This window comes from Legionella antarctica (assembly GCF_011764505.1).
GTDB classification, from domain to species: Bacteria; Pseudomonadota; Gammaproteobacteria; order Legionellales; family Legionellaceae; genus Legionella; species Legionella antarctica.
Genome location: NZ_AP022839.1, coordinates 1940425 through 1966926 on the forward strand (window position 1 = coordinate 1940425; position 26502 = coordinate 1966926).

Here is a 26502-nt window from a genome sequence, read left to right on the forward strand (position 1 = left end):
AGTTTTAGATAATCTTTTAAAGGTTAAAAACCATTAATATAGATCTCAAATCAGTAGTGAGAACAATTAGACTAGAGAGTATCATCAATGTTAGATGTACGGGAAAAAGCAAGACTTTCATGGCATTGTAGACGAGGGATGCTGGAACTTGACCTTATTTTACAGCGTTTTCTCCAGGAGGGTATTGGTAAGCTTACTGACAATGAAATTAAAACATTCGATTTATTACTTAACAGTACTGACCCTGAGTTATTTGCATGGCTAATGGGCCATGAAGATCCACAAGACAAAGAGTTATACGAAATTGTCAGTATCATCCGAAATAACAATTAAACCTGAAAAATCGAAAATTTATCTGCGTTTTGTTCTAGTTATTTATATATTAAGTATTTCATTATTGAGCTACTCCTCGCTATATTTAGTAATCAAGTGTAGTTTAATTTTTTTAATATTAATTCAGCTAAGATTCGACTTAATCCACCAAAGCCCTTGCTCTACCCTACAACAAATTAGATGTGGTACAAATGAATGGATTTTAGTCATGAACAACGATTCAACAAAACACTATGATGGAGCTTCTGTACTTATACATAATATGCTATTTCAGCTTATTGAACTGTCTCATTCCAATAAAAAAAAATTTATCCTTTTATTTAACGATCAATTGACAGGGTCCCAATTGCGATTGCTCCATCTCAAAACCCTTAAAAATAGTGTATAATAATACATTATGAGCAAAAAATATACGATTATGCTTGGTAAATTCAGTTGTAATGCAAGAAACCATAATGGATCAAAGAGGTAATTATGGACATTAAAACTGGTGATAGTGATGAGCAATTAGTCAGACTAGCACAGAAAGGTAACATTAATGCCTATAATATGCTCCTTGGGCGTTATGATCATAAAATACAACATATCATATATTTTTATACTAATGATCGCTCAACTGTAAATGATTTGGCACAAGAGGTTCTGTTTAAAGTATATCGATATCTGGATTATTTTAAAGAAGAAAGCACGTTTTCAACATGGTTATATAAAATAACTCAAAACACTGTAAAAAACCATTTTCGAACAGTTAGTCAACGACTAGATTCCGAAGCCCAATTTGTTAATGAGCAATATTCCGTATTAAATAGTTCTCCAGAACACTTATTAATCAACATGGAGTTTGGTAAACAAATAGAGTCTGCAATTTCGAGACTTTCTGAAGAGTTACGTATTTGCTATGGAATGCATATTCTTCAAGGATTCACCTATGAGGACATAGCAAAAAAAATGCATTGTCCTATTGGAACCGTTCGATCAAGAATATTTCGGGCGAGAAAACTGTTAATCAATTATATTGGACAAAGTCGATTAAGTAGATGATTCTAAAAAACCATTTGGTATTTCGTAAAAAGGAATTCAAAATTACTTTGAGAGTTAGATGTATTAATTTCTAAAGAAGCACGTTAGAATGTTTAATTTAGGTGCTCATGTTTATTTCACATAGCAAATTTGGCTGGTCATGCAAAGTTAACAAACCATGAGCCCAGAAAGAAAGAGGATTAATATCTTTGTCTCGCCGCATTGCAAAAATGTTAGGTTAAACTTAGATGATTTTGAACTCAGTTTCAATGAATGCCCAAATATAATTCAAAAAGGTCGTAATATAGTAAAGCAACTAAGTATTTGCAACCTTTCTGTCGTAGTTAAATCTTTCAAGATTCCTTACCCACCTAATGGAATTATCTATCGACATTTTCGAGTGAGTAAAACTCGTCGTTCTTACGAATACGCAGATTATTTGGGTCATTTAAACATAATCACACCCAAACCAATTGCTTATATTGAAGTATGTTCGAAAATAAGACTTTACCAAAGTTATTATATTTCCGAGTATTACGCTTATGATTTTAGTATCCGTGAACTTCTCAGTAAAAATATATGTGACTGGGAAGCTATTTTGTGTTTATTTGTACAGTTTAGCTATCACATGCATCAGAAAGGAGTCCTTCACCTCGACAACAGCCCTGGTAATACGCTCATTAGAAGAAAGGGGAATGAATTGGAGCTTTGTGTGGTTGATACTAACAGGTTAAAAATAGGCAAAGTATCTACAGAGTTGGGAATAAGTAATTTTAATCGAATTAGTATTGACCCCCACATTGTAGAAATCATAGCAGATGAGTATGCCAGATTAACCAAGAGCAATCCAAAAGATTGTCTGAATAGCTTATGGAGACATATAAGAAAACAGGGCTATGCAGTTTACTAACCTAACCACTACATATAGTGTTTAGCGATTTTGCTGGCACTGGATCAATTTCAAGCGCCTGCTGTATTAATCGCAAAAAAAGCTTACCTCTTGATGTGGATGTCCTTCGATTAAATCGAAACGTAAATTCATCAAGGTAGTAGGGTAAATTCTTGTGGTTAATAGCACCATGGTGTGTGCCAACCAACCAGCGTTTAAGTAACGACGCAACACGATGAGCAATCTGAATTGCATCGGTCTCTTTCACGTTATTATTACTAATCGACAAATGTGTATACCCGTTACTGCTCAAACCACTGTATCCACTCCAGCCATCTGTTCGGATTGTACTGCCTAGTGAAACCATTTTCTGAATAGTGTCGGTCAATACGCCACCGGATGCATCACTGATAGTAGAAAGCCTAATGCGTCCAATGCCACCGCCTGTGTCTTCTGCTGCTATCAACACTAATGTTTTACCGCCCGCACCACGACCCCGTGTGCCTGCGTGCTCGCCACCAATCATGGTTTCATTTACTTCAACAATACCACTCAACTTATCACGACCAGGCCGCACCATAGCTCTACGAAGTTTATGTAACCACTCCCAAGCCGTGTGATAACTACCCAGTCCAAGTGCCTTCTGCAGCCCAAGTGCACTAACGCCGTTTTTTTGGCTCACTACATACCAGATGGCTTGAAACCATAGCCGAAGAGGTTTGTGTGTATCTTGAAAAAGCGTTCCAGAAATGACTGATCCGGCATACCGACACGTTTGGCAACGGTATAACCCGCTGCTCATTTTACAAACATCCTTTCCATCGCAACGCATGCACACATAGCCATCAGGCCAACGAATAAGGCTTAAATATTCTAAACAAGCTTCTTCAGTTGGAAAAAGATCCATCAGTTCAACCACATTTTTGGGGTAGATATTCATGTGGCCGAATACTATATATAGTGGTTGGGTTAGTCAACTGCATAGCCCTGTAAGAAAATACAGGATGTTATTAGAAAGAAAAAATCAAATGAAAAAAATTTTCAAATGAGAAATATATAGGAAGGTGATATGTCGAATGATTATTTCAAGTGGAACAAATATTCTGATCAACCTGAAATAATTGCTGATAAAAAAACTAAAAGAGCAATTTATTTAAAGGGATCTTATGCGAACTTAAAAACATTATTGGTATCTCTTTTGATACCCTTAATTGGAATTAAAAGAGTCTTCCAACCAAGGGTTATACCTGGAACAAAAGTAAATTGTTTTGGTCTCTGTGTTAATCCAGACTATCCTCTTCCAGAAAAAACATCACCCAATGTTGAACAACTGAAACAAATGGTAGATGAAATTAATGTAAGTTATTTATTAATACGCTTTCCTTTAGCGGATTACGATCATAAAGAAAAATACTTCGAGTTTATTCAACATTTTTCAGACAAACCTATTTTGATACACATTTTGCAGGATCGAAAACATATAGATAATCCCAAATGTACAGAACAACACCTGAGAGAAATATTTTCTCGAGTGCAACAAACTACAAGGTACTTTCAAATAGGAAATTCAGTGAACCGAAAAAAATGGACTTTCATATCAATGGATGAGTATTTTGCTTTTTTTCAAATCGCTCAACGACTTCAAAAAAAGGAGTTTCCTGAAATAAAACTTATTGGCTCTAGTATTATTGATTTTGAACTGCCGTTTATTGCCAGATCTCTCCTTCATTGGTGGCCAATAAAATACGATGGAGTAGGAATACAGCTTTACGTTGATCGACGAGGAGCTCCAGAAAATAAACAGTTTGGTTGTGATACCATTTCAAAAATTAATTGGATTTTTTCAATAATGCAAATGAGTCGTAAAACTGTAAAGAGCTTGTGGATCACAGAAGTCAACTGGCCTGTTTTGGGCACCGAACCTTACGCTCCTGCTTATGGAGACTGTATGGTCAGTGAGGAAACTCAAACTGCCTATCTTGTGCGTTATTTTCTATTAGCTATTGCAAGCGGGCGAGTAAATAAATGCTACTGGCACCAGCTTGTCTCTCCTGGATATGGTTTAGTTGATAATCGAGGCTCAACGCTTAGAAAACGTGGTGCTTTTTATAGTTATAAAACAATGATTAAACTTTTAGACGGAGGTAAAACCATCTCTTTTTCAGAGTTATCGCAGGTATATCGTTTGAAAGTTGAAAAAAATAATCAAATCATTGAAGCAGTCTGGACAAACAATTTTTCATCAAAAATTAATATTCCAAAAGGGACAAAAGTATTAAATATTTTTGGAGAGTTGATGGGGATTGATAATAATCAGCTGCATGTTTCAGCCTGTGTTGTTTATTTGATATCAGGCATCGATAACTATATTGAATAAAAGGAGTTTTTGTCGTTTTCGCTCGTTGGGCTTTATTGGATTTATAGATCACTGCATGGAAAGGATAATCATTAAAAAGAATAACAATAGGAATAGAAGTGTTCCTCATCTAATTCATAAAACATTCAATGTAGCGTGGTATGAGAAAACCAGTGATTTAGTTTTAATAAATAAATCCCTAAAGAAACAGCTGCTATTAAAAAAACATATGTTAAAATGTTTTATCTCGGAAAATCTTATAAGACCATTATGCTGGAAAGTGATCGCTTAATCAGTACCCAAAGTATTGTCTCTGAAGAAGCTATTGACCGTGCTATCAGACCCTTAAGTCTTACTGAGTATATAGGACAAGATGCGGTTAGATCGCAAATGCAAATTTTTATCGATGCTGCCAGAAAAAGAAATGATGCTTTGGATCATGTTCTTATCTTTGGCCCCCCTGGTCTTGGGAAAACTACTTTAGCTAATATTATCGCTCACGAAATGGGTGTAAGCATTCGTCAGACATCGGGGCCAGTTATTGAGAGAGCAGGAGATATTGCTGCCATTTTAACTAATCTGCAAGAACATGATGTTTTGTTTATTGATGAAATTCATCGCTTGAGTCCAGTGATTGAAGAAATTCTTTATCCTGCCATGGAAGATTATAAACTGGATATTATGATAGGAGAGGGGCCTGCAGCTCGCTCCATTAAATTAGAGCTTCCTCCCTTTACCTTGATAGGTGCTACGACTAGAGCAGGACTTTTGACATCTCCATTAAGGGATCGATTTGGTATTGTACAACGTCTCGAGTATTATTCTGTCGACTCTCTCACTCAAATTGTTACTCGTTCAGCCCAATTGCTCCATGTACCAACTGAGCCAGAAGGGGCCAGAGAAATTGCTTTACGTGCAAGAGGTACACCCCGTATCGCTAATCGCTTGTTACGAAGAGTCAGAGATTATGCAGAAGTAAAAGGAAGTGGCATAATCAGTATCGAAATTGCCCAAAAAGCCTTAGAAATGCTTGAGGTAGATCAACATGGATTTGACCTTATGGATAGAAAGTTACTGCTTGCAGTTATTGAACGGTTTAATGGGGGGCCTGTAGGGGTAGACAGTATAGCCGCTGCCATCGGTGAAGAAAAAGGCACTATAGAAGATGTATTGGAGCCTTTTTTAATACAACAAGGATTTCTTATGCGCACACCTAGAGGTAGAATGGCCACACCTATGGCCTACCAACATTTTGGTTTAAGTATAACAGAACTGGAATAATGTATGAGTGAAGCAACCACGGATCAACATACAGTCAGAGTATATGCAGAAGATGTTGATTTTATGGGAATCGTTTATCACGCCAATTATCTTTGCTACTTTGAAAGAGCTCGAACTGAATTATTAAGAAAAAATAATTGGACATTAAGCAATTTAATAAATCAGAATATTTTATTTGCAATTAAAGAGTTAACACTTAAATACATCCATCCTGCAAAACTAGATGATTTCTTAACAGTGACAACCCGAATTAAAGATTTAAGAGCTTGTAGTTTTTTGTTTGATCAAAAAATGGTTAATCAACATGGAATATTGATATGTGAAGCGGAAGTTAAAGTGGTTTGTGTTAACAGTGATTTAAAGCCTCAGCGATTACCTAATCAAAACTAAGAGCTGAATTAATAGATATAGACTTCAATATTGGAGAAAAAGGTGACTAATCAAGCAAATGTATTGATGTATTTTATGCAGGCGGGTTTGGTAGTTAAATCGGTAATGATGTTACTAATAGTTGCTTCATTAGTATCATGGACATTAATTTTTCAGAGAGCTTGGTTTTTCAAACGAAAAAAACAACTAACAGATGCGTTTAATAAACGATTCTGGGATAGTGGTGACTTAAGTAAACTTTATGCTGATGTGGATAGCAATCTGGAAGAAAAGCAGGGCATGGCTGCAATTTTCCATGCAGGTTTTAAAGAGTTTGTTCGTGCAAGAAAGCAAGGCACTGTTGCTATTGAACCTATTCAACGAGTGATGCAAATCAGCCACGCTAAAGAAGCAGAAAAAATGGAACAACACTTGCCATTTTTTGCCTCAGTTGGTTCTATCTCGCCTTATGTGGGGCTATTTGGCACAGTATGGGGTATAATGACTTCGTTCCAGGCACTGGGTCATGCACAACAGGCAACTATAGCAATGGTAGCTCCAGGCATTTCAGAAGCCCTGGTTGCAACTGCCCTAGGCTTATTTACGGCAATACCGGCTGTTATTGCTTATAACCGGTACACAACACGCGCAAATGCATTATTAAACAGATTTGATTTGTTTCAAGAAGAGCTTATTTCTTTGATTGAACAGCAAACTTCAGGCGCTGCAAGAGGATAATACCCAAAATGATTAGAGTAAAAACCAAACGGGAACGCCCAATTTCTGAAATAAATGTGGTTCCTTATATTGACGTCATGTTGGTTTTATTAGTTATTTTCATGATCACTGCACCTATGTTAACTCAAGGTGTTACCGTTGATTTACCTAAAGCTGCCAGTCAAACCCTTCAACCTTCAGAAAGAGAACCTATTATTGTTTCAGTTAATCAACAGGGGGCCTATTTTCTTAATATCAGCAGTACCCCAGCAGATCCTATAGACGCTCAAGCTCTAACAGTTCGCGTTGCAGCTGAACTTGAGCTAGCCAGGCAAGCTGGACAAAAATTAAATGTTGTAGTCAAAGGGGATCAGGGCGTTGTTTACGGTAAAGTAGTTCAAGCCATGGCTTTATTAAAACAAGCAGGGGCCGAGCAGGTAGGATTAATGACTGATTCAGCGCATGAAAATACAGAGGGTAGAGCATGATTAGTACTCCCAGCTATCGAAAAGCTTTTTTTTCTGCATTGGGACTCCATTTATTTTTAGTGATCATGCTGTTAACTGATAACAGCACCAGTCGGCCTGTACTTAAGAATGAGACTCAGAATACACCTGGGATGGAGTTGCCTGTTGCCGCATCGCCACAACCAGAAATAGTCAAAGCAGTCAGTGTAGATAATAAAGAAATAATGGAAACTGTAAATCGCTTAAAACAAGAGCGAGAACAAAAGCAAAGAGCTGAATTGAACAGACAAAAAGAACTTGATCGCCAGGTTCAGCTCGCAAAGCAACAAAGGGTTAAAGAACAACAACAGATTGTGAAACTCAAAGCAGAAGCGAATAAGATTGCAATTGCACGAAACAAACAGATTGAAGAAGAGAAAAAACATTTAAAAGAATTAGCGGAACAAAAGGCATTAGAGGTCAAGCGCATAGAAGAATTAAAAAAACAAAAAGAAAAAATGGTCAAGCAACACGAATTAGAAACTAAAAAACGTGCAGAACTCAATAAGAAAAAAGCAGAAGATCAAGCCAAGGCAGATAAGCTCAAAACTGAGCAGGCTTCTGCTGAAAAAGTTCGTGCTGAAAAGGCAGCTGCTGAACAAGCACAAGCAGATAGGGAAAGAAAAAAACAAGCAGACGCTGTTGCAGCCCAACAAGCAAGGCAAAATGCTGAAAAACAAGCACGAATTGCTGGAGAAGTTGATAAATATAAAGCACTTATTGTTGATGCCATAGGCCGAAACTGGATATTACCTGAAAATATTGACAGTAGCTTATCAAGTCAATTTAGAATACGATTGGCACCCGATGGAATGGTACTTGATGTTTCTTTAACTCATAGCAGTGGCGATCCTCTACTTGATAGATCAGCTCAAAGTGCAATATATAAAGCATCGCCGCTTCCCGTGCCTACAGACGTTGAAACATTTAATTTGTTTCGCGATATCACTTTAACCGTTCGTCCAGAACAAGTCAGGGGGTAACACTAACCATGAACCGAATTGTTTCATTATTTTTATTATTGCTTGCCAATCAGGTCTTTTCTCTTGATTTGGAACTGACGCAAGGTATTAATTCTGCCTTGCCTATAGCGATTAATTCTTTTGGTTCTGATAGTGGTGCACAAGAGATAGCTCACGTTATTGAAAATGACCTGACTTTGTCAGGACAATTCAAAATTGTATCTGGGCCTGAAAGTGCGAACGCACAATCATCAGTAAATACTCTACGACAGCTTGGTGCTGATAGTGTGGTGTCCGGTAGAGTAAATCGTGTTGGAAGTCATTATGAAGTAAGCTACACACTGGCTGATGCAGTTGCAAAGGGGAATATTCTACTCACTAAAACCTATAAAATCAGTGCCAACGAATTGAGACCGTTGGCCCATCACATTAGTGATGAGGTATACCAGAAATTAACAGGGGAGCGTGGCATTTTTTCTACCCGTATAGCCTATATTTCTGTACAAAGAGGCGGGGCAAGAACGCGTTATTCATTAGAAGTTGCTGACGCTGATGGGTATAATCCCCAAAGCTTACTTGTTTCTTCGGAGCCCATAATGTCTCCGTCCTGGTCACCCGCCGGTAAAGAAATTTCTTACGTATCATTTGAGAAAAAGAAAGCGCAAATATATACAGTTTCCGTTGAAACAGGACAGCGTCGATTGATTACCAATTTTCCTGGAATTAACGGAGCTCCTGCCTGGTCGCCTGATGGTCGTCATTTAGCAGTTGTTTTATCCAAGAGCGGTACACCGAAAATCTATAACATTGATATTAGCTCAGGAACTATGAAACAACTAACGTTTGGTGATGCAATCGACACTGAGCCCCGCTTTTCTCCTGATGGCACGAGTTTATTATTTACTTCTGGAAGAGGGGGGGCACCTCAGGTCTATCGTTTATCATTTGCAGATGGACAAGTAAGTCGGGTTACCTTTGACGGCAATTATAATGCTCGTGCTTCCTACACCCCTGATATGAAAAATATAGTGATGCTGCATAGAGATGACAGAGACTTCAATATAGGCTTGCAAAGTGCGAAGGGTGGTCCTGTCTCCAGCTTGACTTTTTCTGGACTCGATGAATCCCCTTCTGTTTCTCCCAACAGTCGATTGGTGCTTTATGCTACGCGTTTTCATAATAAAGGAGTTTTGGGTATCGTTTCTATAGATGGTAGAATCAGAATGAGACTTCCTGCACGTGAGGGTGATGTTCAGGAACCTGCATGGTCTCCCTATTTAGGTTAAATTGATGACTCGTATTCTGGGTACGTTGTTTTTATTGTTTTTAGCATGTAATAACTATGCCTGGAATGCATTTGGGCATAAATTAGTTGCCCAAATTGCCTATGATAATTTAACACCAAAAGCCAGGAAAATGTGTGATGGATATAATGGTACCTTATATTCATCAAAGCCAGCTCTCAATTTTGTGACTGCAGCAGTTTGGCTGGATCAATTACGAAAAAATGATGTGCACTGGTTTGATAGTCTACATTATATTGACATACCCTTTACAAGGGATCAGACGAAACTTCCTCCTGTGCAGAATATTAATGCTTTGTGGGGGATAAAGCAGGCTATTTTAGTATTATCATCTCAAAAATCCAGTCCTGCAGATAAAGAGCTGAGTTTGCGAATTTTGACCCATTTGCTAGGGGACATTCATCAACCATTACATACCGGGACTAAAATTAGCAAGCACCTACCCAAAGGGGATCTGGGTGGTAATTTATATCCGTTAGGTAAAAATCCAATAGGGAACAACTTACATCAATACTGGGATAATGGTGCTGGAATTCTACTTGGACAAAGAAAAATAATTCAAGTTAGAAATAAAGCATCGCAACTGGAAAAAAAATGGCCTTGCAGTCTGGCAAATGATAAAACGAAACCCCAGCAGTGGATTAAGGAGTCCCATAAGATTGCTATGACTCAAGTATATACGGCTAGTGCTCATAAAATTCCAAGTAAAAGATACCAAATGCATGCCCAAAATACAGCACAAAAGCAAATTTTATTTGCTGGATGCAGATTAGCTAACTTGCTTAATGGTATAGCAAAGCAACAAAAAAAATGGGTTTAAAATAACAGGGATTCATTAATTATTCGCTCCACACTCTGCGATCTGCTTGACCTCATGGAGTGGCTGAGGTAGTGAACTAAAGATGACATGGGAAAGCTGGTAAGTTGTTTTAATGAAGTACAAGATTCTAATACTTTCGTTAGCTATAAACTAGAAAATCCCAGTGTAAATCACCGGGATTTGATCCGTTTGTTATGCCTTTTGCAATGACGCCATGACCGCACCTAAAAAGCGAGTGGCTTCCCCACCAGTTACGGCTCTATGATCAAAACTAATTGATAGGGGCAGTAACTTATGGACTTCAACTTTACCATCTGGAGTTGCGACAGCGGCTTGATAGAGCCTGCCTACTGCCAAGATGGAAACCATTGGTGGAACTATAATAGGACTTGCAAACCGGCCAGCAAATTTCCCAAAGTTCGATAGAGTAATTGTTGCCCCTTTTAATTTATCTGCAGTAACTTCCCGATTGCTGACAGAGTGCTTTAACTCATTAATAACCTGACGAAGTTCGCTATCTGAAAGTTGTGCTGCATTATGGATGACAGGTACAAACAAACCCTCATCATTATCCATTGCCAATCCAAGATGAACTTCATCAAAACATAGCCGGGCACTGTGTTTGGTGTTGAACCAAGCGTTTAAAGCAGGTTCAATTTTTGTAGCATCTACAATGGCTTTAATTAAGCGAACAGTAATATCAGTTCCAGGTTTCCAGTTATTGATATCTGCTTCATCGAAAATACTAACAGGAACTATTTCGGCATGGGAATGAACCATGCTATTTAGCATTGCACGCCTGACTCCCCTCAAAGGCTCATATCCAGCTGGAGGTTGAGCAATTTTATCCGCATAGGCCTGAACATCCTGCTTGGTTATAACGCCATGTTCGCCAGTACCCTTAAGGACATGCAAATCAACGCCTAATTTTTTAGCTAACATTTTTACCGTAGGCGTTGCTTTAACGCGTGCTCGTTCAGTGTGTTGCACCCCAAAGGTAAAATTATCTTCGGTGATTTCGGTACTTTCCTCGAGATTACCAACAACAGTGCCTTTATCAGTTGTTTTTTCATTAGTGGATACAAAAGAAACCAAGGGGTCACCTGTTTTAATTACATCTCCCGACTTGCCAAATAATTTGGCTATAGTTCCAGCCTGGGGACAAGGGACATCTACTACCGCTTTCGCTGTTTCCATAGATACAAGAGGTTGATCTGTTTGAACGGTATCGCCTTCTTTTACAAACCATTCATGAATTTCAGCATCAGGTAATCCTTCACCTAAGTCAGGTAAATTAAAAATATTCATTATCACTCCATTATACTCATAACACTGTTTTTAATGCGGGCAATACTAGGTATGTATTGCTTTTCAAGCTGAAAATAGGGCATTACTGTATCGTAACCAGTTACACGTTGAACTGGCGCCATTAAGTCAGTCATCGAATTTTCCATGATGAGAGCTGAGATCTCAGCGCCAACACCACAGGTCTTGGCTCCTTCATGAATAATGACACATCGTCCTGTTTTTTCAACAGAGGCTAAAATCGTTTCAATATCTAAAGGTTTTATTGTGGCCACATCGATTATTTCACAAGAAATACCTTCATCCCCTAGCTGTTTGGCAGCCTGTATTGTTTCATGCATACTGGCACCCCAGCTGATAAGGGTTACATCGTCTCCTTGTTGCAGGGTAAAACATTTACCCAAGGGCAACGCTTGTCCATCATCTGCTACAGGTTGTTTAACCAGGCGATAAATACGTTTAGGTTCAAGAAAAATCACGGGATCGGGATTTCGCATTGCTGCCAAGAGTAGACCATAGGCTCTTTTGGGTGAAGAGGGGATTACTACTTGTAACCCGGGGATATGGGCAAACAAAGCTTCCGTACTCTCAGAGTGATGTTCTGGTGCTCTGATACCACCCCCAAAGGGAGCGCGAAAAACTATAGGACAATGAAGTCGTCCGCGAGTCCTGTTTCGCATTCGTGCCGCATGACAAATAATTTGGTTCATAGCAGGGTAAATAAATCCCATGAACTGAAATTCAGCAACTGGTTTTAAACCTTGTATGGACATGCCAATTGCCAAGCCAGCAATCATCGATTCTGCTAAGGGTGTATCGAAAACTCTTTTTTCACCAAACCGCTCTTGTAATCCTGCAGTAGCTCTAAAAACGCCCCCATTTTTTCCAACGTCTTCACCAAAGACAACCACTTTTTTATCTTGGTCTAACTCATAAGCCAGAGCCTGAGTTACCGCTTCAATCAAAGTAATATCAGGCATGATCCGCTTCCTCCATGGCTATTGCACGTTGCTCTACCAGATACTCTGGTAAATCGGCATAGTGATAATCAAACATACTACTGACAGGCTGGGGTTTTCTAGTCATATATTCTACAACTGCCTGTTCTACTTTCTGAGCACAATCTATTACTAATTTCTCTTCTTCTTCGGCCGTCCAGATTTTATTTTCAGTAAGATAATGCTTGAACCTGGTTATCGGTTCTTTAGTTTTCGCTAGTTCCACTTCCCTTGAGGGTTGGTAGCGGGTAGCATCATCCGCAGTAGTGTGATCGCATAAACGGTAGGTTATTGCTTCAACTAAGCTAGGTCCCTCGCCACGACGTGCTTTTTCAATAGCATCCCCTATAATTTGCCTTGAAGCTAAAATATCATTTCCATCAACTTGCATGCCAGAAAACCCCGCCGCTATTGCCTTTTGTGCGATAGTTTGCGTTCCTGTTTGTTTTTCTCTAGGTACAGAAATAGCCCATTGATTATTATTTACTACGAAAACCATAGGTAAATTCCAGGTGCCAGCAACGTTCATTGCTTCATAAAAATCACCCTCAGACGTTCCGCCTTCACCGATGCAGACGACCGCAACTCGTGACTCATTTCTATACTGAAAAGCAAAGGCAACACCCGCAGCATGTAGGCACTGAGAGGCAATGGGTACACAAATAGGTAAATCCTGAGAATCACATGCAAATTGACTGCCTCGTTCGTCGCCACCCCAATAGGCCAGAATTTCAGCCATTTTCACGCCACGCTGTATTTGGGCAGCATAATCTCGATAATAAGGAGCTAAGACGTCTTCTGGGCGCATCGCATGACCTATGGCCGTGGAAATTGCTTCCTGGCCATTGATCGGAGCATAAGTTCCCATTTTACCCGTCCTTTGCAAAGCAATCGCTTTTTTATCAAAGGTACGGGTAAGTACCATTACTTTATACAGTTCCTTTAGCGATGAATGGTTTTCGGCAATTGCAGGCAATGAGCCGACCAATTTACCTTCTTCATTCAGAAATTGTGAGAATGTAATATCAAATTGAGCAACTGTTGTCATTACCTGGCTCCTTGTCAACAACACAATGGCATAGGATACTCACAAATTAATTTAAAAACCAGTATCAATGAACTGAAATTAGAGAGCCATTTGTATGATCTGAATGCATCTGTTGTTGGTTTTGCAGGCATGAGTTGGTTTAATTGCTGATGAACGAAGCGGGTTATTAGCCTCCCTATCGCTTTTTCGAGTTGATCAGGATGATTTTCCCTTTTTGGTATAGTAAACTTTTACTGCATCTTTATTATTTTATTTTTTAAAGGGCTTCTCCATTCACGAGGTATAGCTACAATTCCTGATTAGAATTTTTAATTGTATGCGATACCGATTTAGCCTGTTCTAAATGTGAGTTTCCTTGGGTATCATTACTCACAGATTAGAAAAAAAAAACTAAACAACTATGAGTCGTTAAGTGAATTTACTAGATAATACAACGTCAGTGTTATTGGATTACCCGCTTTTTTTACAGGCATCCTACCAAAAGTTGTCTCATTTACCAGGTTTTGTTCTCCTCGAGAGTACGGATCGTGCGCATGGGCGATATGATATTTTAAGTGCCTGTCCTCATGAGCGAATTATTATTACCGAAAATACGTGCAATAAAGCTTCTGTACTGCATCATTTGAAAAAAAAATTATCGTTACAACCATCCGAAAGTGATCTTCCTTTTCAAGGGGGTGCTATTGGTTATATTTCCTATGATTTAGGGGCTCGTTTGCACGGTATAAACTCAAGAGCACAATCAACTCTCCAGGATATGCCATTATTGGATCTTGGATTATATGACTGGGCAATTATTGTGGATCATTATTTAAAAAAAGTGATCTTTTTTGCTGCCAATAACCATTCAGCCACCGCAGATATTATGCCAGAAATCATTAAACTTTGGCGGGCAATATCATCTGAAACTCAAAGCAAACAATTTACAGTTAAATCGGGTTTCACACCACTTATAACAAAAGAGGCGTATCAAAATTCTTTTCAGGCTATACACCAGGCTTTAAAAGAAGGGAGAAGTTATCAGGTTAACTTTACACAACCTTTCCATGCAGCATATGAGGGGGATACCTGGGAAATGTATAAAAAAATATGTGCTAAAAACCCGGTACCTTTTTCTGCTTTTTTAAAAACCAAAGAAGCAAGTATACTTAGTTTCTCCCCAGAACGATTTTTATTAAATGATAAAGGTAAATTATTAACTTCACCTATAAAAGGAACTATCAGGCGCTCTTGTAATTCATTTGAAGATGAACAATTAAAAAACCAATTAACTTCATGTGCAAAAAATCGTGCTGAAAATGTGATGATAGTTGATTTATTAAGAAATGACCTTGGTAAAATATCTTTTCCCGGTTCAGTTCATGTTTCTAATCTTTGTGCTGTTCAAAGTTACAATGCCTTACATCATTTGGTTAGCGATATTGAGGCACAGTGTCTTGATGTAGTCCACCCATTTGACGCATTTATCTCTTGTTTTCCAGGGGGATCCATCACAGGAGCACCGAAGTTAGAGTCAATGAAGATCATCAACGAACAAGAACGTTATGCTCGTGGCATTTATTGCGGAAGCATTGGTTATTTTTCTCAGCATGGACGTTTTGATACTAATATTGCAATACGCACTATAAGTGCTAGAGAAGATATTCTCCATCTAGCCGCAGGTGGAGGAATAGTTATTGACTCTAATAGCGAAGATGAATATCGTGAGTGCTACATCAAGATAGCAGCGATTATTAATGGGCTTAAATAAACTATTGGATAACAGGTCAACTCAATCTGCCGTAATGGTGATGCATGAGTTAGTAACAGATTTTTTAATTCTGACCAAACGCAGCAATCAATTGCACCATCATCCTGGAGAAATTTGTTTTCCCGGAGGTAGACAAGAGGTTGGAGATGAAAATTTATACGCTACAGCACTAAGAGAGCTTCACGAAGAGTTAGGTATATCAGCTGATCGAATTTCTCCAATAAAAAAACTGGAAATTGAACGAACTGTGTCAGGCACAATTATTCATCCTTGGTTGGCTAGTATTGACTCAATCAGACCTTACTATCAAGACCCTAATGAAGTAGCTGCTTTAATCTTTATACCCATGCATTTGGTGATAAATCCGATAAACTATAGAGAAGTAATGGTCGAGCGCAATGGATTCCGATTTAAAAGCTGTGCGTTTATACCCAACGATGAGTTGGTATGGGGTGCTACAGCACGTATTATGAAGCAATTAGCCATTTAATTTTATAAATAGCTAATTTCATCCATTATTTATTTGGATGGTCTGCATAGTAAAACAGTAGAGGACGACAAGAACCCCTTATGGCGCGTTAGCCAAGCTTGTAACAAAGGATAACCGCATTATTTTTTACCCCTCCTATGCGGGTATACTCCCAATATTTTTAATGAACAAGTTAATCGGGGCAAAAGCCCCTATAATAGCTCTATGTAGTAACAACTGTGTTTGTACTTAATTCACCTTTGGCTGCTAATCCATTTTCTTTGAGTGAGCGTCGTAAAATTTTACCGACATTAGTTTTGGGGAGTTCTTTATAAAAATCCACAATTTTTGGAATTTTATAGGCAGTTAAATGTTCTCTGCAGTGAGCAATAATCTGCTCGGCAGTGAGTTCAGGATCTTTTTTTACGATGCATGCTTTAACACGCTCTCCAGACTCTTCATCAATTACTCCAACAACGCCAACTTCCAAAACCCCGGGATGCATCCCGATGACTTGTTCTACTTCATTTGGGTAAACATTAAATCCTGATATTACGATCATATCTTTTTTTCTATCGACTATATAAACAAAGCCCTCTTCATCCATTCTGGCAATATCTCCAGTCTTTAAAAAACCATCTTCAGTGAATACTAGCGCAGTTTCATCTGGACGGTTCCAATATCCTGTCATAACTTGCGGACCCTTAATACATAACTCACCACTGGTACCAATTGGCACTTCTTTTCCATCGTCATCACGAATAGATGCATCAGTTGAAGAGAGTGGTAGACCAATGCTGCCATTATAACCCTCAAGATACATGGGATTTATGGTGGCAGCGGGACTCGTTTCAGTTAATCCATATGCTTCTAATACCCGTGTTTTGGTCATTTCAGACCACCGAAGCGAGACACTTTTTTGCAGAGCCATGCCACCAGAAAGAGCTAACTTTAATTTACTAAAATCAATTTCTTTAAATTTGGGGTGATTTAACAGAGCATTATATAAAGTATTGACTCCTGTAAAAGCAGTAAATCCGCTATTCTTAATTTCATCAATAAAGTGCCCTATATCACGAGGATTGGTGATAAGTATGTTTTTAGCACCAATTTTTAAAAAAGTAAGGCAGTTCGCGGTAAGTGAAAATATATGATAAAGCGGGAGGGCGGTTACAATAATATCCTGGTCGCTTATGCCAAGTGGTGATATCCAGGCATAAGCCTGAAGCACGTTGGCCACTAGATTACCATGCGTTAGCATCGCCCCTTTGGCTACACCAGTGGTACCCCCGGTATATTGTAAAAAGGCAATGTCGTCGTGATTTAGTTCTACATGATGCAAGGGGGATTGCTTTCCTTCAAGGAGAGCATAATTAAACGTAACGGTATGTGGAATTTTAAAAGCAGGCACTAGTTTTTTTATGTATTTTACTACGAAGTTAACTGCTATTCTTTTCAGGGTTGGGAACAAATCGCCAATTTCAGTAACAATTACATGCTTTATTGTCGACAGTGAAGGTAACGCTTTTTCCACAGTTTTTGCAAAATTTGCAAGGACAATAATCACCTCAGCTCCTGAATCATTCATCTGATGAATTAACTCATCACTGGTATACAATGGATTAGTATTAACAACAATAAAACCTGCACGTAAGATAGCAAAAAGAGCAACCGGATACTGCAGTACATTAGGCATCATAATGGCGACTCTGGCGCCTTTTTCCAGTCCTAACTGCTGCAAATAGGCAGCAAAATCCCTGCTTAAATGGTTTAGTTCAGCATAGGTAATTTCAGTTCCTAAATTTGAGTAAGCAACTCTTGTTGTATATTTGTCACATGATTCTTGAAATAAGGCGACCAGGGATAAGTACTGACTCGGGTCAATTTCATATGGCACGTTATTTTGATATTGTTCAAACCATCGCTTATCCACTTTGTAATCCTTCTGTTATTGTTTCCCACATGCTAGTATAAACAAAAATATCAGTTATGGATATCATCTAAATGAGTGAAAATATAACTAAAACTCAAGCATTTAAGCTAAAAGGTCGACTTTATACGTTTACGGTTTTACAAATTCTTAACACTGATAAAGATATTTTTTCCCGGCAATTTGCTGAAACAGTGGTTAAAGCCCCCAAATTATTCGAAAGAACCCCAGTTGTTTTTGATTTATCATTTGTTAATCATTTGGAATTTGATTTGCAAAGTTTATGCCAGATTGCTCGTGAGCATGGGATGATACCTGTGGCTATTCAAGGGGGTAATTCATTGCATGATACCTTGGCTCAATGTCAGGGGCTGGCAGTATTGAATGCCTCGACATCACAAGACAAACCTATAATTGAGCAAGGTATAGAAAATAGTTCCGTTACTGAGTCAGCAAAAACAAAACTACTAACGATGCCAGTTCGTTCAGGTCAACAGGTGGTGGCAAAAGGTGCGGATTTGATAGTAACTGCTTCGGTAAGTCACGGAGCAGAATTACTGGCTGATGGTAATATTCATGTATATGGTGCATTAAGAGGTAGGGCTCTCGCCGGAATATCTGGTGATCTGGACGCTCGAATTTACTGCCATTCCCTGGAGGCTGAATTGGTTTCAATTGCTGGTTTTTATCGTTTAAGTGATGCTATTGAGCCAATGATTGGTCCATGTCAAATTTATTTGCTAAATGAGCATATCGTTATCGAGCCATTATGATAGATGTTGTTTTTATTTCCGATCTTCATTTGCATCCAGAGGATAAAAATATTAAGTATCGCTTTGATCAGTTTATCGTTTGGGCTAAAAACTCGGTAAAAAATATTTATATTCTGGGCGATTTTTTTCACGCCTGGGCTGGTGATGATTCTATGGACGAATGGAGCATGGGGATAGCCAAACAACTTCATTCCTTATCAGTCTCGGGGATCTCATTGTACTACCTGCATGGTAATCGTGATTTTTTGTTAGGGGATGTTTTTGCAAAACACGCCGGTTGGAAGGTTTTAACTGAACCTGCGGTTATTAATTTGGGAAAAGAAAAAATAATGTTGGCGCATGGCGATCGTTATTGTATAAGAGATAAGGCACATCAACGTTTCAGATTGTTAACCAGAAACAAGTTATTTACCCTGTTGTTTTTGAGCTTACCCCTAAAATATCGTGAAAGACTGGTAGGGAAAGTTCGTGCACTTAGTCAAAGCAACCATACTAAATCTGTGGATGAAATGGATGTTGTACAAGGAGCAGTTATAAAACACCTCTTAAAATATAAAGTAGCCACATTAATACACGGACATACACATAAACCTGGATTAAACGTTTATAATTCACAGGCTCAGGAATTTAAACGATACGTACTTAGCGATTGGGATGACAACCCGCAACTACTGTGTTATGATAGTACAAAAGGGGTTTATTTCGCCCAGAATAGATTTGAGGAGTTGAGAAATGCCTAAAGACACTAAAATGCAGGAAGCGCTGAAAGAACTCCGTAAATCGGAAGAGGATAATAAGACCGCTGCCTACAGGGAGAAAGTACGGAAAGAAAGAGAGGCCAGACACGCTATGGAGATTGATAAAGCGAATGCAGACATTTACTCTGAAGTTGATTCAAAAGGAAACAAAAGAAGTATTTGGGAAAAGGTCATGGATGAAGCCGATCGCGCCATCAATAAAGAGCTAACCACTATTAACGATTGGCGAAGTGCAATGATAAGCTTGTTACAAATGTATTCGACTTTAGTTAAAGCATTAGACGGCTCATTGAGTGTCAATGTTAGAATACCACTTAACCAGTTGATTGTTGATAAAGGACTACTTAGGGCTGTTGACGGAGCACGCCACTTATTTGCAGGTAAGGAAGAAATCGACTTACCTTCCTTGGCACATAATGTAACGTTTACCGATGATAATAAACTGAAAGTAGACGGTTTGATTCGCTCCGATAATGTTGGTGATATGGGTAAGCTTGATATACTGTTTAAGCAAGGTGTAGTAAAGTGGTTAGATGATAACGGTTATAAACCACATCCCACTGATGAGGACAAATATGTTAACGGAGATGGAAAGGAATTAACCCAAACTGATTTTGAGATATTAAAAAATGATCCTGATGATGGGTTGGCTCATTTCTTAGAAGAGACATCGGACTTAACGTTCACTCCTCCCCGTCCAGCATAACTATGGGTTTAATCATTTAGCCAGTTCTCTGCAAGGGCTAGGCCTCAACGTTAGTGGCTTTTCTCTTTGCAGATGAAATTTTGTCTGATCTAAAATGATATCCGGTATACCACTATGGAAACGAAATACAGTGTCCGGGGATAAGATAAAACTATTTTCTATAGATAAAAAGACAGCCATTCGTTGCCTGATGTTCCCGCCGTATAACTTGGCTAAACCCAGATAATCCTCAAAGTGCCTTGATTCTGACTTAACTAATGTCCTGTAAAATTTAGCCAACTCGATATCCTGAATAAAGGGTAGTATCGCGTTAAAACGCTCGCATGAGCGGGCTTCAATAATGGCACCTATAATCAGCTGATCACATAATCGTTCAGGCCCATCTCTTTTAGTTACTTGCCTATGAAGCGTTGTTGCATAATCCGAGGGTTGTAAGGGGCTATATGAAATTTCTTTTTGATCCAGAATATTAATCACTTTTTCAAAGTGAAGTAACTCTTCTCGTGCCAAGGGCGACATAACAGCCACCAGTTCCCTTCGTTCCGGATATTTGCTAATGAAGTTAATAGCGGTTGCTGCAGCTTTTCGTTCACAATGCGCATGATCGAGTAATAGAAGGGGGAGATGTGTTGCTGCATGATTTAACCAGGGTTCTGGAGTTTTTATTTGCAGAAAATCATGTAACATTTGTAAATCTACATCTATTCGTTTTACCATCAGGAAAATACACTATACTTTCAAATGAATTGTCTTATATCACAGACTTTAAAAAAATTAAATTGGATGAACAATGGAAGACAAGCAAATTGACGAAGAATTGAGCCAGTGGTTTTCAACTTACGGGATGATTACAGCCGAGCGTATATTGGGCACATACCAAATTAATATTCCTCAGACTGAGCTTTTAGAGGCTATTAAAAACCCTTTCAGTTTCTATCATTGGATATTAAAAGTTCCTTTGAAGCACGTTATGAATGGAATCGTGTTGCAACAAGCAAATGATTATCATGTTTATGTTCAAAAGCTTTTTATTGATTATTTATTATCAGGGGAAACTGCAAAAGGAGAAGAGGCTCAGGGAGCTTTAACTCGAGAGTCCTTGGAAAATGAAAGAAAGGAGCTTGTGACACTTGGTGATGAATTCCATCATAAACAGTTAGCACATGATTCATTGATAGCAAGCAGCCAGTCTGTTTTAAGGAAAATAACTAAAGAATGGAGTGGTGCTCTGGAGACAGGAATTAAAATGGCAAGTAACACTTTAACAAACAGCAATTTTGATGTCAAAAAAAGTTTGATTAGAAGAGGAGTTACACATGCACTAATTCATTGTGATCTTATGCGTTCTGATTCGATAGATAATAAATACCTTTTCATAGAAAAAACTAATGAAATTGTCAAAGCAGTTCTGACCCAGGAATTAAGAGAAAAACTGCTTCAAAACCTTTCAGATTTGTTCAATAGTATAATAAATGTTAGTAGTGCAATCCGTGAGTTTCTGGAGCGAGTAAATGAGATTAGTGAGCAAGCCCGCTCCTATCGTTCACAGTTTTTTGATACGATTATACGTGTCAATGAGTTAATCAAACTCCTGCCCGAATATAAGATTGACCCTGTTCAAGATATGATCAATAGAGAACCTTTACACTTTGATAAGACGATTGGCGAGGTTTAGACCGAACGGTCTCTTATGAGCATTGAAAATCTCTTTAAAAAGTCTGGTGCCTGTTTTTCCCCACTATATGGATGAAAACTGTGATGGTAAAGTATCATAAAACTTGTGGCTGTAGATAAAGCGGGTATGTAGGTATAGAGAATGGATAAATGGGTGGGTTTTAAAAATAAAAGAACTTGCTCCTATGCCCTCATGAATTTTATTAGCCAGAAGCCTATGTTTTAATGTATAATAATGCCCTTTATACTAACCTCTCCTTGGAGCGCATGATGGCAAAAGAATTAACCCTGTCAATTATTAAACCTGATGCTGTAGCTAAATCTGTAATTGGTCAAATTTACAGCCGTTTTGAAAATGCTGAGTTAACTGTAGTTGCAGCAAAGATGACCCAACTATCACAAGAGCAAGCAGAACGCTTTTATGAAATTCACAAAGCACGTCCTTTTTTCAAAGATTTGGTTAATTTCATGATTTCTGGTCCAGTAATGATTCAGGTATTACAAGGCGAAAACGCTGTAGCTAAAAACAGAGACATTATGGGTGCAACCAATCCTAAAGAAGCAGCTCCGGGAACAATACGTGCTGATTTCGCTGATAGTATTGATGCAAATGCTGTTCATGGCTCTGATAGCCTGGAAAATGCAGCCCGTGAAATTACTTTTTTCTTTGAGCCTCATGAAGTTTGCGTAAGATAAGATTGCCGGGAGTGAGCATGTCTGATCAAAAAGTTAATTTGCTGGATTATAATTATCAGCAGTTACGAGAGTTATTGACGTTGTGGGGGGAAAAACCCTTTAGAGCGCAGCAGCTAATTCAATGGATTCATCAGACTGGTTTAACCGAATTTTCTCAAATGACTAATTTAGGGAAAGCTTTAAGGGAAAAGCTTTCCCGCTTATCTTTTATAGGGTTACCTGAAATCGTAACCTGTCAAAAATCAGCTGACGGGACCCATAAATGGTTACTAAAGCTGGATTGCGGTAATTGCATAGAAACAGTATTCATTCCTGAGGCCAACCGCGGTACGCTTTGTGTCTCATCTCAAGTAGGTTGTGCTTTGAATTGTTCATTTTGCTCCACTGCAAAACAAGGCTTTAACCGGAATTTATCTACAGCAGAAATTATTGGTCAGGTATGGCTGGCCGCTCGAGAGTTGTCCCATAGTCAAGGGGCACATGATAAACGGGTAACTAATGTTGTGATGATGGGAATGGGTGAGCCTTTACTTAACTTTGATAATGTCGTTTCTGCCATGAACATTATGATGGATGATTTTGGGTATGGACTTTCAAAGCGCCGCGTAACCTTGAGCACCTCCGGAGTATTACCTGATTTAGAGCGTTTAAGAACCGTTAGCCCTGTTGCTTTAGCCGTATCGCTTCATGCTCCTAATGATGAATTACGAAATGAATTGGTGCCGATAAATAAAAAATATCCTTTAAAGCAACTCATGGCACTTTGTAAAACCTATTTTAAAGACGAACCACGCAGAAAAGTAACCTTTGAGTATGTCATGTTAAAAGGGGTTAATGACCAAATAGAGCATGCTACGCAGCTGATTAAACTACTTAGAGATATTCCTGCAAAAGTAAATTTAATCCCATTTAATCCTTTTCCGATGACGCAGTATGAACGCTCATCCCAAACTGCTATTGATGCGTTTCGAGATCGGTTGATCAGTCATGGCATTAATACGATTACGCGCAAAACTCGTGGAGATGATATTGATGCTGCGTGTGGTCAATTGGCAGGTGAAGTTATAGACAGAACAAGTCGCTCACAAAAATGGCAAAAGCTTCATTTTATTCCTAAAATAGAACAAACAAATAACATTGCTCTTCCAGCAGATTAATTAGTTTTATAAATGAGACGACAAATCATTTTTCAATTTCTCAGTAAGCGGTTATAATGCAAAATCATTTCTAATCTAAGTGGTAATTGTGCTGAAAGCTATACGGTTCTTGATAATAATGACTTCCCTGTTTTTACTGGCCTGTCAGCATAATAAAATAAATCAAGAGCAAACCAGTAAAAAACCTGATCTTGGCAAGGCAGCATCATTTAATGTCCAATTAGGTTTGGGTTATTTAAAGCAAGGCGACAGGCCAAGGGCAAAAAAGAAACTTATTACCGCCTTGAAGCAAGAGCCAAGATCAGCAGATGTTAATGCCGCAATCGCGTATTATTTTGAACAAACCAATGAGTTAGAGCAGGCCAGAAAGTACTATCTCAAAGCAATATCTTTATCTTCCAACGGTGGAGCTCAACTTAATAATTATGGAACTTTTTTATGTCGTCGGGGACAGTACAAAAAAGCTGAAACCTATTTTTTGAATGCAGTGAAAGACGAACAATATGTCCATACAGCTGGGGCATATGAAAATGCAGGCCTTTGTGCTCAGGCTATTCCTGATCTAGAAAAAGCGAAGTTATACTTTACTAATGCTTTGAATCAGGATCCATCGAGAAGAGTATCTCTTTATGAGTTAGTTAAAATAGAAAGTAAAGAGGGTAAGGACGCTCAGGCCTTGGAGCTGATGCAAAAACATCCTGATTTGGTTTTAAATGATATGATATTTTTATCGTTAGCTAAAGAAATTGCTAACAAAGCAGGTAAATACGATATAGCGGCAGAATATGAGAATAACTTTAAAAAAATAGAGCCGCAGACTGATAATAGTGGAGTAAATAATGAATACAACACCCTCAATGGATGAAATGAATAATCCGGAAACTAATAATCAAGGAATACAACTTTCAAGTATACGCCAACAAAAAGGTTATTCTATTGAATATGTAGCCAGTAAATTACATTTAAGAGCACGTATTATTGAGTTAATTGAAAATGGTGAGTTTAACTTACTACCTGAACCAGTTTTTGTAAAAGGGTATTTACGCGCGTACTCCAAACTTTTGGGCGTTTCTCCTGATCCATTTCTCGCTGTTTTTAATACGCAATACATATTTGAAAAAAAACCAGAACGTGCATTATGGCAAAGTAAACGCGAATCGCACAAGGCAGAACATATTATCCGCTGGTTCACTGTAGTATTTGCCGTTGGAGTTATGGTCGCAGTGGGTATTTGGTGGCAAAAAAATCGAGACAGCCAACCCATTTATTCCGCCCATAAAACAGCAACTGAGTTATCACTCAATCAAGCGACTACAGAGCTTAAGTTGACTGATTTGTCCAAAATGCAATCTTTATTGACACCAAGAACTCACATGTCACCATTGGAGAAAGAGGGTGGCTGAACGAATTCAAGCAATCAGAGGAATGAATGATATATTGCCTGATAGGACCTCTATCTGGCGGTATGTTGAGAAAACATTTGTTGAATGCCTTTCGCGATACGGTTACCAGGAAATACGTTTTCCTATTATTGAAAGTACCCAATTATTCAAACGAACAATTGGTGAAGTCACTGATATAGTAGAAAAAGAAATGTACACTTTCAATGATCTTAATGGAGATAGCTTAACACTTAGACCCGAGGGAACCGCAGGATGTGTACGTGCTTGCTTGGAAAATGGTTTATTGCATAATCAACAACAAAAACTATGGTATATAGGGCCGATGTTTCGCCATGAGAGACCTCAAAAGGGGCGATATCGCCAATTTACTCAGTTTGGCGTTGAAGCTTTTGGTATGTCGGATTCAACTATTGAACTGGAATTGATATCAATCTGTCATAGATTATGGAAGCAGCTGGGCTTTGGTGAAGAGGTCAAATTACAAGTTAATACGTTAGGTGAGTTATCTGAGCGACATCGCTATAAAAACTTATTAGTAGAGTATTTGCGTGATCATTATGATGAGTTGGATGAGGACAGCAAGAAGCGACTGGAAAGAAATCCGTTACGCATTCTAGATAGCAAGAATCCCGATTTACAGACATTAATCTCAAATGCCCCAAAGCTGATTGATGTTTTAGAAGAAAATAGTCGTACTCATTTTCAGTCATTTTGTCAGGGGTTAAGCGCATTAGGCATACCTTATACTATCAATCCTTTTTTAGTCAGAGGTTTGGATTATTATGGGCATACTGTTTTTGAATGGATTACAGATAAATTAGGTAGTCAGGCTACAGTTTGTGCAGGTGGCAGGTATGACATATTGGTAGAGCAGCTTGGCGGATCGGCTACACCTGCAGCTGGGTTTGCCTTAGGTATAGAAAGAATTCTTCTTTTGATGGAAACCTTGAATTTATTAGAAAACAGTAGTACCAAGAATTCAATATTTATTATCGCCACAAATTCGCAGGCAGTACTAAGCGGATTAGTCATAGCAGAGTCAATTCGTAATGCCAATCCCGCTATAGCCGTATTTACCAATACGGCTGGTGGTAGTTTTAAAAGTCAGTTTAAGAAAGCAGATAAAAGTGGTGCCAGATTAGCTTTGATTTTAGGTGAAGATGAAATTACAAATCAACGTGTTAGTATCAAAGATTTGCGTCTGGAAATAGAGCAAATAACCGTTGAGCAAAGTAATATCAATCAATTTTTACACGATTATTTAGGATAAGTGCGGGA

28 protein-coding genes are annotated in these 26502 nt (G+C 38.5%); 22 read left to right on the forward strand and 6 right to left on the reverse strand.

Going from position 1 to position 26502, the window contains the following annotated elements; genetic code table 11:
* The first annotated feature begins 87 nt into the window (after positions 1-87).
* The 3 genes from HRS36_RS09260 to HRS36_RS09270 all read left to right on the forward strand — a co-directional run bounded on the left by HRS36_RS09260 (position 88) and on the right by HRS36_RS09270 (position 2263).
* Complete coding sequence (locus HRS36_RS09260) at positions 88-333, forward strand: FAD assembly factor SdhE (protein ID WP_173237080.1); 246 nt, start codon at positions 88-90, stop codon at positions 331-333.
* 474 nt (positions 334-807) lie between these two features.
* Entirely contained in the window at positions 808-1374 is a 567-nt protein-coding gene (locus HRS36_RS09265; protein WP_173237081.1) for a sigma-70 family RNA polymerase sigma factor, read from the forward strand.
* Between the two features lie 157 nt (positions 1375-1531).
* Entirely contained in the window at positions 1532-2263 is a 732-nt protein-coding gene (locus HRS36_RS09270) for a hypothetical protein (protein WP_173237082.1), read from the forward strand.
* A 1-nt stretch (position 2264) separates the two neighbouring features.
* Here HRS36_RS09270 and HRS36_RS09275 read toward each other — a convergent pair whose 3' ends face one another.
* Positions 2265-3182, reverse strand: coding sequence for an IS1595 family transposase (locus HRS36_RS09275; protein ID WP_173235413.1), 918 nt, complete (start codon positions 3180-3182; stop codon positions 2265-2267).
* Between the two features lie 129 nt (positions 3183-3311).
* Between HRS36_RS09275 and HRS36_RS09280 the strand changes: the two genes are divergently transcribed.
* The 8 genes from HRS36_RS09280 to HRS36_RS09315 all read left to right on the forward strand — a co-directional run bounded on the left by HRS36_RS09280 (position 3312) and on the right by HRS36_RS09315 (position 10557).
* On the forward strand, positions 3312-4619 hold the full coding sequence (locus HRS36_RS09280) for a hypothetical protein (RefSeq protein WP_173237083.1): 1308 nt from the start codon (positions 3312-3314) through the stop codon (positions 4617-4619).
* 249 nt (positions 4620-4868) lie between these two features.
* Positions 4869-5879 carry a Holliday junction branch migration DNA helicase RuvB gene (gene ruvB / locus HRS36_RS09285; protein ID WP_173237084.1) on the forward strand — a complete coding sequence of 337 codons (1011 nt, stop codon included), beginning with the start codon at positions 4869-4871 and terminating at the stop codon, positions 5877-5879.
* A gap of 3 nt (positions 5880-5882) precedes the next feature.
* A complete protein-coding gene (gene ybgC / locus HRS36_RS09290; protein ID WP_173237085.1) occupies positions 5883-6269 on the forward strand; it encodes a tol-pal system-associated acyl-CoA thioesterase in 387 nt (128 codons plus the stop codon).
* A 42-nt stretch (positions 6270-6311) separates the two neighbouring features.
* Positions 6312-6986 carry a protein TolQ gene (gene tolQ / locus HRS36_RS09295; RefSeq protein ID WP_173237086.1) on the forward strand — a complete coding sequence of 225 codons (675 nt, stop codon included), beginning with the start codon at positions 6312-6314 and terminating at the stop codon, positions 6984-6986.
* A gap of 8 nt (positions 6987-6994) precedes the next feature.
* A complete protein-coding gene (gene tolR, locus HRS36_RS09300; RefSeq protein WP_173237087.1) occupies positions 6995-7453 on the forward strand; it encodes a protein TolR in 459 nt (152 codons plus the stop codon).
* Positions 7450-8454: a cell envelope integrity protein TolA gene (tolA, locus tag HRS36_RS09305; protein ID WP_173237088.1), complete on the forward strand. Its 1005-nt coding sequence runs from the start codon at positions 7450-7452 to the stop codon at positions 8452-8454. Before tolR ends, tolA begins: the two co-directional genes overlap by 4 nt.
* Positions 8455-8462: 8 nt before the next feature.
* On the forward strand, positions 8463-9719 hold the full coding sequence (gene tolB / locus HRS36_RS09310; protein ID WP_173237089.1) for a Tol-Pal system beta propeller repeat protein TolB: 1257 nt from the start codon (positions 8463-8465) through the stop codon (positions 9717-9719).
* 4 nt (positions 9720-9723) lie between these two features.
* Entirely contained in the window at positions 9724-10557 is an 834-nt protein-coding gene (locus tag HRS36_RS09315; RefSeq protein ID WP_173237090.1) for a S1/P1 nuclease, read from the forward strand.
* A 192-nt stretch (positions 10558-10749) separates the two neighbouring features.
* Here the strand turns inward: HRS36_RS09315 and HRS36_RS09320 are convergent, their stop codons facing one another.
* Genes HRS36_RS09320 through pdhA form a run of 3 tightly spaced genes read right to left on the reverse strand, consistent with a single transcriptional unit; the run spans position 10750 to position 13908 of the window.
* On the reverse strand, positions 10750-11865 hold the full coding sequence (locus HRS36_RS09320; RefSeq protein ID WP_173237091.1) for a dihydrolipoamide acetyltransferase family protein: 1116 nt from the start codon (positions 11863-11865) through the stop codon (positions 10750-10752).
* Positions 11866-11867: 2 nt separating this feature from the next.
* Positions 11868-12842, reverse strand: coding sequence for an alpha-ketoacid dehydrogenase subunit beta (locus tag HRS36_RS09325; protein WP_173237092.1), 975 nt, complete (start codon positions 12840-12842; stop codon positions 11868-11870).
* Positions 12835-13908 (reverse strand): pyruvate dehydrogenase (acetyl-transferring) E1 component subunit alpha, encoded by a 1074-nt coding sequence (pdhA, locus tag HRS36_RS09330; protein ID WP_173237093.1) that lies wholly within the window; start codon positions 13906-13908, stop codon positions 12835-12837. The genes HRS36_RS09325 and pdhA overlap by 8 nt, the downstream gene beginning before the upstream one ends.
* Positions 13909-14320: 412 nt before the next feature.
* Here pdhA and pabB point away from each other — a divergent pair, with 412 nt between their 5' ends.
* Both pabB and HRS36_RS09340 read left to right on the forward strand, forming a co-directional pair.
* Entirely contained in the window at positions 14321-15658 is a 1338-nt protein-coding gene (gene pabB, locus HRS36_RS09335) for an aminodeoxychorismate synthase component I (protein WP_173237094.1), read from the forward strand.
* Positions 15645-16148 carry an NUDIX hydrolase gene (locus HRS36_RS09340; RefSeq protein ID WP_173237095.1) on the forward strand — a complete coding sequence of 168 codons (504 nt, stop codon included), beginning with the start codon at positions 15645-15647 and terminating at the stop codon, positions 16146-16148. Before pabB ends, HRS36_RS09340 begins: the two co-directional genes overlap by 14 nt.
* Before the next feature lie 202 nt (positions 16149-16350).
* Here HRS36_RS09340 and HRS36_RS09345 read toward each other — a convergent pair whose 3' ends face one another.
* The gene (locus HRS36_RS09345; protein ID WP_173237096.1) at positions 16351-18060 is read right to left on the reverse strand and encodes an AMP-binding protein; all 1710 of its coding nucleotides are present in this window, start codon (positions 18058-18060) and stop codon (positions 16351-16353) included.
* Between the two features lie 71 nt (positions 18061-18131).
* Here HRS36_RS09345 and minC point away from each other — a divergent pair, with 71 nt between their 5' ends.
* From minC to HRS36_RS09360, 3 genes are read left to right on the forward strand one after another with little or no spacing between them, the layout of a single operon-like run.
* Positions 18132-18830, forward strand: a complete 699-nt coding sequence (gene minC / locus HRS36_RS09350; RefSeq protein ID WP_173237097.1) for a septum site-determining protein MinC — start codon at positions 18132-18134, stop codon at positions 18828-18830.
* On the forward strand, positions 18827-19570 hold the full coding sequence (locus tag HRS36_RS09355; RefSeq protein ID WP_173237098.1) for a UDP-2,3-diacylglucosamine diphosphatase: 744 nt from the start codon (positions 18827-18829) through the stop codon (positions 19568-19570). The genes minC and HRS36_RS09355 overlap by 4 nt, the downstream gene beginning before the upstream one ends.
* Complete coding sequence (locus HRS36_RS09360) at positions 19563-20294, forward strand: hypothetical protein (RefSeq protein ID WP_173237099.1); 732 nt, start codon at positions 19563-19565, stop codon at positions 20292-20294. The genes HRS36_RS09355 and HRS36_RS09360 overlap by 8 nt, the downstream gene beginning before the upstream one ends.
* A gap of 12 nt (positions 20295-20306) precedes the next feature.
* On the opposite strand, the gene HRS36_RS09365 is transcribed toward HRS36_RS09360, so the two are convergent.
* Positions 20307-21011, reverse strand: a complete 705-nt coding sequence (locus HRS36_RS09365; protein WP_173237100.1) for a MiaE family protein — start codon at positions 21009-21011, stop codon at positions 20307-20309.
* 73 nt (positions 21012-21084) lie between these two features.
* On the opposite strand from HRS36_RS09365, the gene HRS36_RS09370 reads away from it, so the two are divergent.
* The 6 genes from HRS36_RS09370 to hisS all read left to right on the forward strand — a co-directional run bounded on the left by HRS36_RS09370 (position 21085) and on the right by hisS (position 26494).
* On the forward strand, positions 21085-21969 hold the full coding sequence (locus tag HRS36_RS09370; protein WP_173237101.1) for a hypothetical protein: 885 nt from the start codon (positions 21085-21087) through the stop codon (positions 21967-21969).
* A 269-nt stretch (positions 21970-22238) separates the two neighbouring features.
* Positions 22239-22664 (forward strand): nucleoside-diphosphate kinase, encoded by a 426-nt coding sequence (gene ndk / locus HRS36_RS09375; RefSeq protein WP_173238502.1) that lies wholly within the window; start codon positions 22239-22241, stop codon positions 22662-22664.
* A gap of 17 nt (positions 22665-22681) precedes the next feature.
* On the forward strand, positions 22682-23821 hold the full coding sequence (gene rlmN / locus HRS36_RS09380; RefSeq protein ID WP_173237102.1) for a dual-specificity RNA methyltransferase RlmN: 1140 nt from the start codon (positions 22682-22684) through the stop codon (positions 23819-23821).
* An 88-nt stretch (positions 23822-23909) separates the two neighbouring features.
* Positions 23910-24686 carry a type IV pilus biogenesis/stability protein PilW gene (gene pilW / locus HRS36_RS09385; RefSeq protein WP_173237103.1) on the forward strand — a complete coding sequence of 259 codons (777 nt, stop codon included), beginning with the start codon at positions 23910-23912 and terminating at the stop codon, positions 24684-24686.
* Complete coding sequence (locus HRS36_RS09390; RefSeq protein ID WP_173237104.1) at positions 24661-25224, forward strand: helix-turn-helix domain-containing protein; 564 nt, start codon at positions 24661-24663, stop codon at positions 25222-25224. Before pilW ends, HRS36_RS09390 begins: the two co-directional genes overlap by 26 nt.
* 22 nt (positions 25225-25246) lie before the next feature.
* Positions 25247-26494, forward strand: coding sequence for a histidine--tRNA ligase (gene hisS / locus HRS36_RS09395; RefSeq protein WP_226905640.1), 1248 nt, complete (start codon positions 25247-25249; stop codon positions 26492-26494).
* Positions 26495-26502: the final 8 nt, after the last annotated feature.

Coding starts and splice junctions, on each gene's coding strand:
- HRS36_RS09260 (WP_173237080.1), top strand. CDS start 88: ATGTTAGATGTACGGGAAAAAGCAAGACTTTCATGGCATTGTAGACGA.
- HRS36_RS09265 (WP_173237081.1), top strand. CDS start 808: ATGGACATTAAAACTGGTGATAGTGATGAGCAATTAGTCAGACTAGCA.
- HRS36_RS09270 (WP_173237082.1), top strand. CDS start 1,532: ATGAGCCCAGAAAGAAAGAGGATTAATATCTTTGTCTCGCCGCATTGC.
- HRS36_RS09275 (WP_173235413.1), bottom strand. CDS start 3,182: ATGAATATCTACCCCAAAAATGTGGTTGAACTGATGGATCTTTTTCCA.
- HRS36_RS09280 (WP_173237083.1), top strand. CDS start 3,312: ATGTCGAATGATTATTTCAAGTGGAACAAATATTCTGATCAACCTGAA.
- ruvB (WP_173237084.1), top strand. CDS start 4,869: ATGCTGGAAAGTGATCGCTTAATCAGTACCCAAAGTATTGTCTCTGAA.
- ybgC (WP_173237085.1), top strand. CDS start 5,883: ATGAGTGAAGCAACCACGGATCAACATACAGTCAGAGTATATGCAGAA.
- tolR (WP_173237087.1), top strand. CDS start 6,995: ATGATTAGAGTAAAAACCAAACGGGAACGCCCAATTTCTGAAATAAAT.
- tolA (WP_173237088.1), top strand. CDS start 7,450: ATGATTAGTACTCCCAGCTATCGAAAAGCTTTTTTTTCTGCATTGGGA.
- tolB (WP_173237089.1), top strand. CDS start 8,463: ATGAACCGAATTGTTTCATTATTTTTATTATTGCTTGCCAATCAGGTC.
- HRS36_RS09315 (WP_173237090.1), top strand. CDS start 9,724: ATGACTCGTATTCTGGGTACGTTGTTTTTATTGTTTTTAGCATGTAAT.
- HRS36_RS09320 (WP_173237091.1), bottom strand. CDS start 11,865: ATGAATATTTTTAATTTACCTGACTTAGGTGAAGGATTACCTGATGCT.
- HRS36_RS09325 (WP_173237092.1), bottom strand. CDS start 12,842: ATGCCTGATATTACTTTGATTGAAGCGGTAACTCAGGCTCTGGCTTAT.
- pdhA (WP_173237093.1), bottom strand. CDS start 13,908: ATGACAACAGTTGCTCAATTTGATATTACATTCTCACAATTTCTGAAT.
- HRS36_RS09340 (WP_173237095.1), top strand. CDS start 15,645: ATGGGCTTAAATAAACTATTGGATAACAGGTCAACTCAATCTGCCGTA.
- minC (WP_173237097.1), top strand. CDS start 18,132: ATGAGTGAAAATATAACTAAAACTCAAGCATTTAAGCTAAAAGGTCGA.
- HRS36_RS09355 (WP_173237098.1), top strand. CDS start 18,827: ATGATAGATGTTGTTTTTATTTCCGATCTTCATTTGCATCCAGAGGAT.
- HRS36_RS09360 (WP_173237099.1), top strand. CDS start 19,563: ATGCCTAAAGACACTAAAATGCAGGAAGCGCTGAAAGAACTCCGTAAA.
- HRS36_RS09365 (WP_173237100.1), bottom strand. CDS start 21,011: ATGGTAAAACGAATAGATGTAGATTTACAAATGTTACATGATTTTCTG.
- HRS36_RS09370 (WP_173237101.1), top strand. CDS start 21,085: ATGGAAGACAAGCAAATTGACGAAGAATTGAGCCAGTGGTTTTCAACT.
- ndk (WP_173238502.1), top strand. CDS start 22,239: ATGGCAAAAGAATTAACCCTGTCAATTATTAAACCTGATGCTGTAGCT.
- rlmN (WP_173237102.1), top strand. CDS start 22,682: ATGTCTGATCAAAAAGTTAATTTGCTGGATTATAATTATCAGCAGTTA.
- HRS36_RS09390 (WP_173237104.1), top strand. CDS start 24,661: ATGAATACAACACCCTCAATGGATGAAATGAATAATCCGGAAACTAAT.
- hisS (WP_226905640.1), top strand. CDS start 25,247: ATGAATGATATATTGCCTGATAGGACCTCTATCTGGCGGTATGTTGAG.